This is a genomic window from Proteus sp. fly-1013 (assembly GCF_040140245.1).
Lineage (GTDB): Bacteria > Pseudomonadota > Gammaproteobacteria > Enterobacterales > Enterobacteriaceae > Proteus > Proteus mirabilis_B.
This window is the reverse complement of record NZ_JBEEWD010000002.1, coordinates 402630-416327: the sequence shown is the minus strand read 5'-3', so window position 1 is coordinate 416327 and position 13698 is coordinate 402630. Positions and strand designations below refer to the sequence as shown.

Sequence of the window (13698 nt, the reverse complement as noted above, 5' to 3'; positions counted from 1 at the left end):
TATCCGGTAATAATTATAAAAATATATTATTAAAATACTCTATTTATTATTGGTGAATTATGAAAAAGATTGTCTTGGCAACGGTACTTGCATCGTTATTTTTTAGTGGCGCTGCAATGGCAGAAAGCAAAACGGCATTCTCTTTACCTGCAATTGAAAAAAGTGCTGAAAGTGGAAACTCAGCATCTCAGTATCAATTGGGCGTAAAATATGAGAATGGCGAAGGTGTTGAGCAGGATGCACAAAAAGCACTGGAGTGGTATACCAAAGCGGCAGAGCAAGGCCATGCTGAAGCACAGTTAAATTTAGCACTTATGTATGACATGAGTGATGATATTGACCGTGATGCAGAAAAAGCGGTTTATTGGTATAACAAATCGGCTGTTCAAGGTGTCTCTTTAGCGCAATACAATCTTGCTGTTTCTTATGATGATGGTGATGGCGTAGAGCAAGATCATGAGAAAGCAGTATATTGGTATACTAAAGCCGGTGAACAAGGTGATAGTGATGCACAATACAACCTTGGTATCTCTTATGATGAAGGTATCGGTGTAGCACAAGATCATGAAAAAGCAGTAGTTTGGTACACCAAAGCGGCAGAACAAGGCCATTCTGATGCACAATATAATCTTGCTGTTTCTTATGATGATGGTGAAGGTGTAGAACGTAACGGTACTAAAGCAGTTTTCTGGTATACCAAAGCAGCAAACCAAGGTAATCGTGATGCGCAAAATAACTTAGGCGTAATGTACGACGAAGGTGATGGCGTTGCTAAAGATGCGCGTAAAGCGGTTGAATGGTATAGAAAATCAGCTGTACAAGGTAATGGTTTGGCACAAAATAACCTTGCTTTAAACTATTACTACGGTAAAGGCGTTAAACGCGACCTGAAAGAAGCTTATGCATGGTTCTCTGTTGCTGTTGAAAATGGCGATGGTGATGAAGCTATGTTAAAACGTACTGCTCGTGCATTAAATGCAGCACAATTAGCTGAAGCGAAAAAATTGGCAGCTTCTTATATTACTAAATATATTGATGAATAATATTAATTAATATTGTTCAATATTAAAGAGAGGGAGCTTATGCTCCCTTTTTTAATTTCAGTTAAAGCCAAATAAAAATAGATTGTTATCATTTCTTTATTATCTATTCTCAATAATCCAATATTAAATATCAGTAATATATTGAGATTCTTTTTAATTCTCTTGTGTTCTCATGATAATATCTGCGCGCAAGTTAGATGGTTATTGATTAATTGAGGTTTGATATGAACGAATTACGCATAGGGTTAGTTTCTGTTTCTGATCGTGCATCAAGTGGGGTTTATGAAGATAAAGGCTTACCCGCTTTAGAAGCTTGGCTAAAAGCTGCATTAACAACGCCTTTTCATATCGAATCACGCTTAATTCCTGACGAACAACTTATGATTGAACAAACACTGTGTGAGCTTGTTGATGAAGTTGGCTGTCATTTAGTGTTAACAACAGGAGGGACAGGTCCCGCGCGTCGTGATGTCACTCCTGATGCTACATTGGCTATCGCAGACAGAGAAATGCCTGGTTTTGGCGAACAAATGCGCCAAATTAGTCTGAAATTTGTGCCTACAGCTATTTTATCTCGCCAAGTTGGTGTTATCCGTAACCAAGCGTTAATTCTAAATCTGCCGGGGCAACCTAAAGCCATCGCAGAAACGCTGGAAGGATTAAAAGATAACGATGGCAATGTGATTGTGAGTGGTATTTTTGCCAGTGTACCGTACTGCATTCAACTGCTTGATGGTCCTTATATCGAAACAAATGAAGCTATCGTTGCTGCCTTTAGACCTAAATCAGCTCGCCGTTCTACTTCAGCATAAATAAGGTAAGAGGTTATTTTTGTCATCAAACTTCTGGCTAGGAAATGTTCTGACTCAGTTTGGATAGCCAAAGGTAACCTTATATTTATTTGATATTTTTATTGCCAAAACAAAAAAGTATTATTTTTCAATTAATTATGTTCTTATTTTAAGCTTAGTCTTAAAAAAGCATTTCAGATAAGTCATAATGCTATTTGTAATCAATCTAACATCATGAAAAATAACAAGTTTTAATCCTCTCTTTATTCTCAGACACAAATTTTTCGCATTTTTTGCATTTTTTTTCATTATTCCCCTTGATGAATGTATTTATGACCCCATCTTCTTTTCAACTGCAATTACCACTATTGAGTTGCGTTGATTTTATATCCGCTTCGAGATGATGTTGTTAAGTCTATTAATTTGTGACTTGAAAAATGAATATTCATCCTCATATAGATTGGTAGTCAAATTGATAAAGAATTCTCTTTGGAGGCGTTTAAATGGGTAAAATTATTGGTATTGACCTGGGTACAACTAACTCTTGTGTTGCTGTAATGGATGGCAAAAATGCCCGGGTTATTGAAAACAGTGAGGGCGATCGTACTACTCCTTCAATCGTTGCTTATGCACAAGATGGTGAAATCTTAGTTGGTCAACCTGCAAAACGTCAGGCTGTGACTAACCCACAAAATACTTTATTTGCCATCAAACGTTTAATTGGTCGTCGTTTTGAAGATGACGAAGTTCAGCGTGACGTTGCTATCATGCCTTACAAAATTGTAAAAGCTGATAACGGTGATGCTTGGATTGAAGCGCGTAACGACAAAATGGCTCCACCACAAGTATCTGCTGAAGTCCTGAAAAAAATGAAGAAAACAGCAGAAGACTATTTAGGTGAAGCGGTTACTGAAGCAGTTATTACTGTTCCTGCTTATTTTAACGATGCTCAACGTCAAGCAACTAAAGATGCGGGTCGTATCGCAGGTCTTGAAGTTAAACGTATTATTAACGAACCAACAGCGGCTGCTCTGGCTTACGGCTTAGATCGTGAAGTGGGCAACCGTACTATCGCGGTTTACGACTTAGGTGGTGGTACATTCGATATCTCTATCATCGAAATTGATGAAGTAGATGGCGAAAAAACCTATGAAGTTCTGTCAACCAATGGTGATACTCACTTAGGTGGTGAAGACTTCGATAGCCGTTTAATTAACTATTTAGTTGATGAATTTAAGAAAGAGCAAGGCATTGATCTGCGTAACGATCCATTAGCAATGCAACGTCTGAAAGAAGCAGCAGAAAAAGCGAAAATCGAATTATCTTCTGCACAACAAACAGATGTTAACTTGCCATATGTCACCGCAGATGCGACTGGCCCTAAACACTTAAATATCAAAGTAACTCGTGCAAAACTGGAATCTTTAGTTGAAGATTTAGTTAAACGTTCAATGGAACCAGTACGTGTTGCATTAGAAGATGCAGGCCTGAAAGTTAGCGAAGTTAACGACGTTATTCTGGTTGGTGGTCAAACTCGTATGCCAATGGTTCAAAAAACCGTTGCTGATTTCTTTGGTAAAGAGCCACGTAAAGACGTTAACCCAGATGAAGCTGTTGCAATGGGTGCGGCTGTTCAAGGTGGTGTATTAGCGGGTGATGTTAAAGACGTTCTGTTACTTGATGTAACACCACTGTCTTTAGGTATCGAAACAATGGGTGGTGTAATGACTTCCCTGATCGGAAAAAATACCACAATCCCAACTAAACATAGCCAAGTGTTCTCTACTGCAGAAGACAATCAATCTGCTGTAACTATTCACGTATTACAAGGTGAACGTAAACGTGCAAGTGATAACAAATCACTGGGTCAGTTTAACTTAGATGGTATTCAAGCAGCACCTCGCGGTATGCCACAAATCGAAGTTACTTTTGATATCGATGCTGATGGTATCTTGCATGTATCAGCGAAAGATAAAAACAGTGGTCGTGAGCAAAACATCACAATCAAAGCTTCTTCTGGTTTAAATGAAGATGAAATCCAAAAAATGGTTCGTGATGCAGAAGCAAACGCAGAAGCTGACCGTAAGTTTGAAGAATTAGTACAAACTCGTAACCAAGCTGACCAATTAGTTCACGGTACTCGTAAACAAATTGAAGAAGCGGGCGATAAATTACCAGCGAACGATAAAGAAGCTATCGAAAAAGCGGTAAGCGAGTTAGAAATTGCTTCTAAAGGCGAAGATAAAGACGCTATTGAAGCAAAAATTAAAACATTAGTTGAAGCTTCTGAAAAACTGCTAGAAATCGCACAACAACAAGCTCAAGCAGGTGCAGCAGGTAATGCTGCAGGTGCTGATGCAAGTGCGAAGAAAGATGACGACGTTGTCGATGCAGAATTTGAAGAAGTTGATGGCAAAGACAAGAAATAATGCCCTTAACGGGCCGCGGTAACTCACCTGTGAATAGTTACTGATACCGAACACGGGCGTCGAGGAAACTCAACGCCCGTGTGCTTATGTCAAGGGTAATCTAGAATGGCGAAAAGAGATTTTTACGAAGTACTCGGTTTAAGTAAAACAGCCGACGAAAAAGAAATTAAACGCGCATATAAGCGTTTAGCAATGAAATATCACCCAGACCGAAATCAAGGTGATAAAGAGTCAGAATCAAAATTCAAAGAAATCAAAGAAGCTTATGAAATCTTAAGTGATGCTCAAAAGCGTGCTGCTTATGATCAGTATGGCCATGCTGCATTTGAACAAGGTGGATTTGGTGGTCAAGGTGGCGGCGGCTTCGGCGGTGGCGCTGACTTTGGTGATATTTTTGGTGATGTATTTGGTGATATTTTTGGTGGTGGTCGCCGTCAACAACGCGCAGCGCGTGGTTCTGACTTACAATACAACATGGATCTAACGCTTGAAGAAGCGGTTCGTGGTGTTGCTAAAGAAATTCGTATACCTACACTAGAAACATGCGACAAATGCCATGGTAGCGGTGCTAAAGAAGGCACATCAGCAGAAACATGTTCTACTTGTCATGGTGCTGGTCAGGTTCATTTACGTCAAGGTTTCTTCACTGTACAGCAAGCATGTCCAACTTGTCATGGCCGCGGTAAAGTGATTAAAGAGCCTTGCTCTAAATGTCATGGTGATGGTCGTGTTGAACGCTCTAAAACGCTGTCTGTCAAAATTCCAGCCGGTGTTGATACAGGCGACCGTATTCGCTTAAGCGGCGAAGGTGAAGCCGGTGAAAATGGCGCACCAGCAGGTGATTTATACGTACAGGTTCATGTTCGTCAGCATCATATTTTTGAACGTGATGGCAATAACCTTTACTGTGAAGTCCCTATTAACTTCGCTATTGCTGCTTTGGGCGGTGAAATTGAAGTCCCAACACTTGATGGCCGTGTGAAACTTAAAATTCCAGCAGAAACACAAACTGGTAAAATGTTCCGCATGAAAGGCAAAGGTGTTAAATCAGTACGCAGTAGTAGTATTGGTGACTTAATGTGTCGCGTTGTAGTTGAAACACCGGTTAAACTCAATGAGAAACAAAAAGAGTTAATGCAGCAACTGGGTGAATCATTCGGTGGCAAGAGTGGTGAGAAAAACACTCCTCGCTCTAAAAGTTTCTTAGATGGTGTGAAAAAATTCTTTGATGATTTAACCAAATAATTTTTCTTACCACCTTCAAAAAGGCCTGATGATAAAGACTGTCATCAGGCTTTTTTATTTGAAGTTACCCTATCTTGATAGCAACAATACCCGCTAAAATCACTAAACACGCTAATAGCTGTTTACGGTTAAATTGCTCTTTTAACAGATAGACAGATAAGATCATGGCAAATAACACGCTAGTTTCTCTTAACGCTGCCACAAGTACGATTGACGCATGACTCATCGCCCATATCACAATGCCATAGCTTACCAATTGCATGATCCCACCCCAAAATGCGGGTTTCCAATAATCTTTTATTTTGGCTTTTAAATATTGGCGATAACGAAGCCAAGCAAGTAAATACATTGCAATACCATTTAAAAAGAAGAGCCATAAAATATAAGCAAAAGGTGTTTCACCTACACGAGAGCCATTACCATCGGATAGGGTATAACTTGCGGTAAATAATGCGGTAAGTAGCGCAAAAAAGAGTGCATCTTTACGTAAATTAAACTCTGCTATTTTCCTACTGCGTGAGATAAGGATAATACCCAAAATGATAAATAAAATGCCTAGCAAGCCAGCTATTGGTAGTGTTTCATGAAAGAGAAAGAAACCAAGAAAAGCAGTCATTAATGGCGCACTACCGCGAGAGATAGGATAAACCTGATTAAAATCAGCCAAGGTATAACAACGGCTTAAAGAGAGTGTGTAACCAATATGAAATAAAACAGAAAGGGCAAGCCACTTCCATGCACCAACATCAGGTAGCCCAACCCAAAACAGGGCGGGTAGTGTTACAACACCAGAAAAGAAAGTCAGTAATGAGATCCCTAAAAATCGATCATTGCCTACTTTAACCAATGCGTTCCAGCATGCATGAAAGATAGCAGCAAATAAAACGGCAATAAAAACAGTAATCGACATATTGATAAAAACCTTAATATGGAAAGGGTAATTTTTTATAAAACAATAGCACAGTGGTTAAACAGTAAATACGCCACTATTTCTTTTTTATCATTTGAGATGATTTTAAGGGTGAGGAGTAAACGCCATTTTTTCAGTAATAAAAATTAATACGTTTTAGCTATTTTATCAATTGGTATCATTTATTAAAAAAGACGCTTGTTTTTACTGAATGGTGAAAAATAATATTTATATTCAATTAGTTATTATTTTAACTCTTAATTATTATCTTTTTTTCACTATTGAAAAACTATGTTGATGAATTGATCTTATTCATCTTGTTTTTCTTGATATTTCTTATTTGGCTCGAATAATCCGAGTTATTATCCATAAATAATCTGTTTTTTACGAATCCATGATTAGCATATTATTAACAAGATTAGTGATTCTGAGGTTAATATTATGACGGCAATTATTAGACAATTTTTGAGATTAGAGGCATCAGGCGGTATTCTTCTGATTATTGCTGCTATTATCGCATTGATTATGGCGAATACACCTCTAAGTGCTTTGTATAATGAGTTTTTATCTATTCCCATTATGATCAAATTCGGTGCATTCGAACTTGATAAACCATTATTACTTTGGGTAAACGATGCCTTGATGGCAATCTTTTTCTTAGTAGTGGGATTAGAAGTTAAACGCGAATTAAAAGAAGGCTCTTTGGCTCAGCGTGATAGAGCAATTTTCCCTGCGATAGCTGCGGTGGGTGGTATGTTAGCTCCAGCATTGGTTTATTTGATGTTTAATCATACTGATGCCGTTGGACAGCAGGGTTGGGCAATTCCAGCCGCGACAGATATCGCTTTTGCATTGGGTGTTATGGCGTTACTTGGCAAGCGTGTTCCTGTTGAATTAAAAGTCTTCTTATTAGCATTGGCTATCATTGATGACTTAGGTGTGATCGTTATTATTGCACTCTTTTATTCAAAGAGTATTGCACTAATGCCTCTTGCTTTGGCAGGTTTAATCGTGATTGCTCTGGGCATAATGAATTGGCGTAAAGTGGGTAATACGGCCGCTTATCTAATTCTTGGGTTCATCTTGTGGGTGTGTATTTTAAAATCAGGTATTCATGCGACGATTGCGGGTGTGATTGTTGGATTCCTTATCCCATTAAGAAATAAAGAAGGGGATTCTCCTTCTGAAGAATTAGAGCATGTGTTGCACCCTTGGGTTGCCTATTTTATTTTACCGCTGTTTGCATTTAGTAACGCAGGGGTTTCTTTAAATGGTGTAACGCTTGATGGCATGTTGTCTGCCTTACCATTAGGTATCGCGTTAGGTCTATTTTTAGGTAAGCCGATTGGAATTTTCCTCTTTAGTTGGGTTTCGGTAAAACTAGGCATTGCAAAATTACCAGATGCGATTAACCTTAAACAAATATTTGCAGTATCTGTGCTATGTGGTATCGGTTTTACTATGTCTATCTTTATCGCAGGATTGGCATTCGATGGCGCGGATGAAGCTTATAATACCTACGCTAAGCTTGGTATTTTAGTAGGTTCAACGGTAGCCGCTGTTGTGGGATATTTGTTACTTCGCTCTGTTTTACCGAAGTTAAAAACAAAGTCAATATAGGGAAGTTCATTACGGATTTGAGTTTCTCAACACAATAAATACCGAGCTATACATTTAAACCTACGGTGCAATACAGTGTATTGTGCCGTAGGTGTTTTTATGAGGATTGGATGCAAGGAAAGCCAATCGTAAACTAATGCGTTATTACATAGTCTGTGTTTGAAGCACAGAAGTTGAAAGGAAGATAACTATGCGGGTGTCACATCTCAATTTTAACCATCTTTATTATTTTTGGCATGTGTGTAAAGAAGGCTCTGTTGTGGGTGCAGCGCAAGCGCTGTATCTGACACCTCAGACAATTACAGGGCAAATTAAAGCATTAGAAGAAAGATTGGGTGGCAAATTATTTAAACGCCAAGGAAGAGGGTTGGTTCCGTCAGAATTGGGGCAGCTCATTTTTCGTTATGCTGATAAAATGTTTATGCTCAGCCAAGAAATGCTGGATATCGTCAACTACAGTCGTGAATCGAATTTACTGTTTGATGTCGGTGTTGCGGATGCATTATCAAAACAATTAGTCAGTCGCGTATTAGAAACAGCTGTTATTGATAATGAACAAATTCATCTGCGTTGTTTTGAATCGACTCATGAACTATTACTCGAACAATTAAGTCAGCATAAGCTGGATATGATCCTATCCGATTGTCCTGTGGATTCATCACAACAAGAAGGTTTGTTCTCTGTAAAACTTGGCGAATGTAATATGAGCTTTTTTTGTAGTCATCCTCTTCCTGAAAAACCATTCCCTGAATGTTTAGAAGAGAGAAAGCTCCTCATTCCAGGTCGTCGATATATGTTGGGTCGCCATTTGTTAACATGGATACGTAACAAAAACCTTCAAGTGGAAATACTGGGTGAGTTTGATGACGCGGCATTAATGAAAGCATTTGGCTTAAATTATAATGCTATCTTTGTAGCGCCTTCACTGTATACCGATGAAACTTTTGCTCATAGTAATATCGAAGAGATTGGGATGCTTGATACGGTAAAAGAAGAGTATTACGCGATTTTTGCAGAGCGAATGATCCAACATCCAGCCGTTCAACGTGTTTGTAATACTGATTTTTCAGAACTCTTTAATGGCGATAAGAAGAGTGTTGTAAACCCATAAGTAAGTTGCGGTTAAAAAGTAGAAAATAAAAAACCGGCATAAGCCGGTTTTTTATAACACAAGAAAGCAATATTACATTGCTTTGATTTGTGCTTGCAGATTAGCTTTATGACGTGCAGCTTTATTCTTGTGAATTAAGCCTTTAGTTGCCTGACGGTCAACAATTGGTTGCATGTCATTAAATGCTTTTTGTGCTGCTTCTTTATCACCTGAAGCAACTGCTGCGTATACTTTTTTGATGTAAGTACGCATCATAGAACGACGGCTTGCGTTGTGCTGACGACGCTTTTCAGACTGAACCGCACGTTTCTTAGCTGATTTGATATTAGCCAAGTTCCAACTCCCAAATATATTCTAGCGAGGACAAATACAAAGGTGAAGGAATATGCCTTTTCAACCTAAGTTTGTCAATGGATTTATACAAAATTAGCGTCGTTGTACGCGACACTTGTTTCGTTGTGATGGCGCAAGATTTTATCAGTTAAGACGGGTAGAATACAGTCTTTTGAGTGAAAAAATCATCAAAATCGTGTATATGAGTAATAAATAATAGATTCTAATAGGATCTACGTTGGATTTTATGCGATTTTATAACCAAGAAGTGAGTGATAGTCCATTTTTTGTTTGATGTGAGCAATCAAATTTAAGAATAACAGTGAATCGACTTGTCGAGATATTACTCATCAATAAACATTGATATATTGGGTTACTCTCAAGCCTTTGACAAGGTATAATCCAATAATTTCCACGGTATTGAGCCAGTTATGGAGCTAATTCGCGGTATACAAAATATTAGAGCGCTACACCACGGTTGCGTTCTGACGATTGGGAATTTTGATGGTGTCCATAGAGGCCATCAGGCATTATTGAAACACTTGAAGCAAGAAGCGTCACAGCGAGGGTTACCTACAGTTGTGATGACATTTGAGCCTCAACCACTTGAGTTCTTTTTGCCAGAAAAAGCGCCAGCACGTCTGACTCGCTTACGAGACAAGATAAAGTATTTGGCTGAATGTGGTATTGATTACCTTTTGTGTGTCAAATTTGATAAACAATTTGCAGCGCAAACCCCAGAAGAGTTTGTTTCATCACTATTGGTGAATAAATTAGGGGTGAAGTTTCTTGCTATTGGCGATGATTTTCGCTTTGGCAAAAACCGTGAAGGTGATTTTCACTTTTTACAACAAGCCGGTGCGAGATATGGATTTGAAGTCGCTAATACCGAAAGTTATTGCGATAAAGGATTGCGTATCAGTAGCACTGCGGTACGAGAAGCGTTACTCAATGATGATTTAGTCCTTGCTGAATCACTATTAGGACACCCTTACAGCGTTTGTGGGCGTGTTGTTCATGGTAATGAATTGGGTAGAACTATTGGTTTTCCGACAGCCAATATTCCTATGAAACGCTTAGTTGCACCCGTTAAAGGCGTTTATGCCGTTGATGTCTATTTATCAGATAATCAATCACCTTTACCCGGTGTGGCAAATATCGGAAGTCGTCCTACTGTACAAGGTAAGGGCGTACAATTAGAAGTTCATTTAATCGACGTTAATATGGATTTATATGGACGTCGTATTGATGTTGTGTTACGAAAGAAATTACGTAATGAACAGCGATTTGCATCATTGGATGCATTGAAGCAGCAAATCGCAGATGATGTGGCTACTGCTAGGGATTTTTTATCGCAGCGGTCGGAGTCATAAACTAGCGGAAAATTGGAACTGAGAATCGAATGAGTGACTATAAAAATACCCTGAACTTACCAGAAACAGGGTTCCCTATGCGCGGGGATTTAGCAAAGCGCGAGCCAGAGATGTTATCACGTTGGTACAAAGAAGGTTTGTATCAAGCAATTCGTCAGGCTAAAAGTGGTAAGAAAACATTTATTTTGCACGATGGCCCTCCATACGCCAACGGCAATATTCATATTGGTCACTCAGTAAACAAAATTCTCAAAGATATTATTATTAAATCCAAAGGGCTGTCAGGCTTTGATTCTCCGTACATTCCAGGATGGGATTGTCACGGGTTACCTATCGAACTAAAAGTTGAACAAATTGTAGGTAAACCAGGAGAGAAAATATCTGCAGCGCAATTCCGCGAGGAATGCCGTAAATACGCTTACGAGCAAATTGAAGCACAGAAAAAAGATTTTATTCGTTTAGGTGTTCTAGGAGATTGGGAAAAACCTTATCTTACAATGGACTATAAAACTGAAGCGAATACTATCCGTGCATTAGCGCGCATTATCGCAAATGGTCACCTGTTAAAAGGGGCTAAGCCTGTTCACTGGTGTACAGCGTGTGGCTCATCATTGGCAGAAGCTGAAGTTGAATATTACGACAAAACTTCACCTTCTATTGATGTGCGTTTCACTGCCGTTGATCCAAGTGCCGTTGCTGCCAAATTCCATGCAACAACGGATAAACCAGTTTCTTTGGTTATCTGGACAACGACGCCTTGGACATTACCTGCTAACCGCGCGATCGCCTTAAATGCAGAATTTAATTATGTTTTAGTCTCTTTTAACGATGAATGCGTGATTTTAGCCGCTGATCTTGTTGAAGGCGTAATGAAGCGTATTGGCGTAACAAGCTGGACTGTTTTAGGTGAATGTAAAGGTACTGATTTAGAGCTACTGCGCTTTAATCATCCATTTATGGGCTTTGATGTACCTGCAATTTTAGGTGATCACGTTACGTTAGAAGCGGGTACAGGTGCTGTTCATACTGCACCAGGCCATGGTCCTGATGACTTTGTTGTTGGTCAAAAATACGGTTTAGAAGTTGCAAACCCAGTTGGACCAAATGGTTGCTACTTAGCAGGCACTTACCCAACATTAGATGGCGTTTTTGTTTTTAAAGCGAACGATGTCATTGTTGAATTGCTAAAAGAAAAAGGTGCGCTGTTACATCACGAAGCCTTACAGCATAGCTATCCTTGCTGTTGGAGACATAAAACACCAGTTATTTTCCGTGCAACACCACAATGGTTTATTGGCATGGATAAAAACGGTTTACGTCAACAATCATTAAAAGAGATCAAAGGTGTTAAATGGATCCCTGATTGGGGTCAAGCACGCATTGAATCAATGGTTGAAAACCGCCCTGACTGGTGTATTTCTCGTCAACGTACTTGGGGTACGCCAATGTCTCTGTTTGTTCACAAAGAGACTCAAGAGCCGCATCCACGTACTTTAGAGTTGATGGAAGAAGTTGCAAAACGTGTTGAAGTGAGCGGCATTCAAGCATGGTGGGATTTAGATATCCGTGAAGTGCTGGGTGATGAAGCTGACGATTACATGAAAACGCCAGATACACTGGATGTTTGGTTCGATTCAGGATCAACCCACTCAACGGTTGTTGACGATCGTCCAGAATTCCACGGTAATTCAGCAGATATGTACTTAGAAGGCTCTGACCAACATCGTGGTTGGTTTATGTCTTCACTGATGATCTCGACTGCAATCAAAGGCAAAGCGCCTTACCGTGAAGTTTTAACACACGGTTTTACCGTAGATGGACAAGGCCGTAAAATGTCTAAATCTATCGGTAACACAGTCAGTCCACAAGATGTAATGGATAAACTGGGTGCTGATATCCTGCGTTTATGGGTTGCATCAACAGACTACACCGGTGAAATCGCTGTATCTGATGAGATCTTAAAACGTTCTGCGGATACTTATCGTCGTATTCGTAATACTGCACGTTTCTTCTTAGCGAACTTAAATGGTTTTGATCCTGCAAAACACCAAGTTAAGCCAGAAGAGATGGTGACACTTGATCGCTGGGCAGTTGGTCGTGCGAAAGCAGCACAAGCAGAGATCCTAAAACACTATGAAAATTACGATTTCCATAATGTTATTCAGCGCTTAATGCAGTTCTGTTCAGTGGAAATGGGTTCTTTCTACTTAGATATCATCAAAGACAGACAGTACACCGCGAAAAGCGATAGTGTTGCTCGTCGTAGTTGTCAAACTGCGTTATTCCATATCAGCGAAGCATTAGTTCGTTGGATGGCGCCAGTTATGTCATTCACAGCAGATGAGATCTGGAATGAGTTACCGGGTGAACGTGCAAAATATGTCTTAACGGAAGAATGGTATACCGATTTATTTGGCTTAGATGCGTCAGAAACCTTAAATGATGACTACTGGGCTGAATTACTTGCCGTTCGTGGTGAAGTCAACAAAGTATTAGAGCAAGCTCGTACAGATAAACAACTGCGTGGCTCTTTAGAAGCATCAGTAACTCTGTATGCAGATAAAGCTTTAGCAGATAAGTTAAATGCGTTAGGTAACGAACTGCGTTTTGTTTTATTAACTTCTCAAGCGAAAGTGGCAGATATTAATGAAGCACCAGAAACAGCATTAGCTTCTGATATGGCGGGTTTAAAAATCGCCTTTAACAAAGCAGATGGCGAAAAATGTCCTCGTTGCTGGCATTATGCGACAGATATCGGTCAAGTAGCGGAACACGCTGAATTGTGCGGACGCTGTGTTACTAACGTAGCCGGTAACGGTGAAGAACGTAAGTTTGCTTAATTA

The 13698-nt window shown here is 39.5% G+C and carries 10 protein-coding genes; 8 read left to right on the top strand and 2 right to left on the bottom strand.

The window, feature by feature from the left end; translation table 11 throughout:
• Nucleotides 1-59 precede the first annotated feature (59 nt).
• From ABN236_RS05745 to dnaJ, 4 genes are all read left to right on the top strand, one after another.
• Nucleotides 60-1043, top strand: a complete 984-nt coding sequence (locus ABN236_RS05745) for a tetratricopeptide repeat protein (RefSeq protein WP_270754358.1) — start codon at nucleotides 60-62, stop codon at nucleotides 1041-1043.
• A gap of 224 nt (nucleotides 1044-1267) precedes the next feature.
• Nucleotides 1268-1855, top strand: a complete 588-nt coding sequence (gene mog, locus ABN236_RS05740; protein WP_270754356.1) for a molybdopterin adenylyltransferase — start codon at nucleotides 1268-1270, stop codon at nucleotides 1853-1855.
• A gap of 482 nt (nucleotides 1856-2337) precedes the next feature.
• Nucleotides 2338-4263, top strand: coding sequence for a molecular chaperone DnaK (gene dnaK / locus ABN236_RS05735; protein ID WP_194951816.1), 1926 nt, complete (start codon nucleotides 2338-2340; stop codon nucleotides 4261-4263).
• A 105-nt stretch (nucleotides 4264-4368) separates the two neighbouring features.
• Nucleotides 4369-5508: a molecular chaperone DnaJ gene (gene dnaJ / locus ABN236_RS05730; RefSeq protein WP_088493760.1), complete on the top strand. Its 1140-nt coding sequence runs from the start codon at nucleotides 4369-4371 to the stop codon at nucleotides 5506-5508.
• 64 nt (nucleotides 5509-5572) lie between these two features.
• Here dnaJ and ABN236_RS05725 read toward each other — a convergent pair whose 3' ends face one another.
• Nucleotides 5573-6418: an EamA family transporter gene (locus tag ABN236_RS05725; RefSeq protein WP_349473560.1), complete on the bottom strand. Its 846-nt coding sequence runs from the start codon at nucleotides 6416-6418 to the stop codon at nucleotides 5573-5575.
• A 441-nt stretch (nucleotides 6419-6859) separates the two neighbouring features.
• Between ABN236_RS05725 and nhaA the strand changes: the two genes are divergently transcribed.
• The gene (nhaA, locus tag ABN236_RS05720; RefSeq protein WP_165125969.1) at nucleotides 6860-8038 is read left to right on the top strand and encodes a Na+/H+ antiporter NhaA; all 1179 of its coding nucleotides are present in this window, start codon (nucleotides 6860-6862) and stop codon (nucleotides 8036-8038) included.
• A 190-nt stretch (nucleotides 8039-8228) separates the two neighbouring features.
• On the top strand, nucleotides 8229-9149 hold the full coding sequence (nhaR, locus tag ABN236_RS05715; RefSeq protein WP_088493757.1) for a transcriptional activator NhaR: 921 nt from the start codon (nucleotides 8229-8231) through the stop codon (nucleotides 9147-9149).
• A 72-nt stretch (nucleotides 9150-9221) separates the two neighbouring features.
• Here the strand turns inward: nhaR and rpsT are convergent, their stop codons facing one another.
• Nucleotides 9222-9482, bottom strand: a complete 261-nt coding sequence (rpsT, locus tag ABN236_RS05710; protein WP_004248964.1) for a 30S ribosomal protein S20 — start codon at nucleotides 9480-9482, stop codon at nucleotides 9222-9224.
• A gap of 431 nt (nucleotides 9483-9913) precedes the next feature.
• Here rpsT and ribF point away from each other — a divergent pair, with 431 nt between their 5' ends.
• Both ribF and ileS read left to right on the top strand, forming a co-directional pair.
• Nucleotides 9914-10855, top strand: a complete 942-nt coding sequence (ribF, locus tag ABN236_RS05705; protein ID WP_109393193.1) for a bifunctional riboflavin kinase/FAD synthetase — start codon at nucleotides 9914-9916, stop codon at nucleotides 10853-10855.
• A gap of 29 nt (nucleotides 10856-10884) precedes the next feature.
• Nucleotides 10885-13695 (top strand): isoleucine--tRNA ligase, encoded by a 2811-nt coding sequence (gene ileS / locus ABN236_RS05700; protein WP_270754341.1) that lies wholly within the window; start codon nucleotides 10885-10887, stop codon nucleotides 13693-13695.
• Nucleotides 13696-13698: the final 3 nt, after the last annotated feature.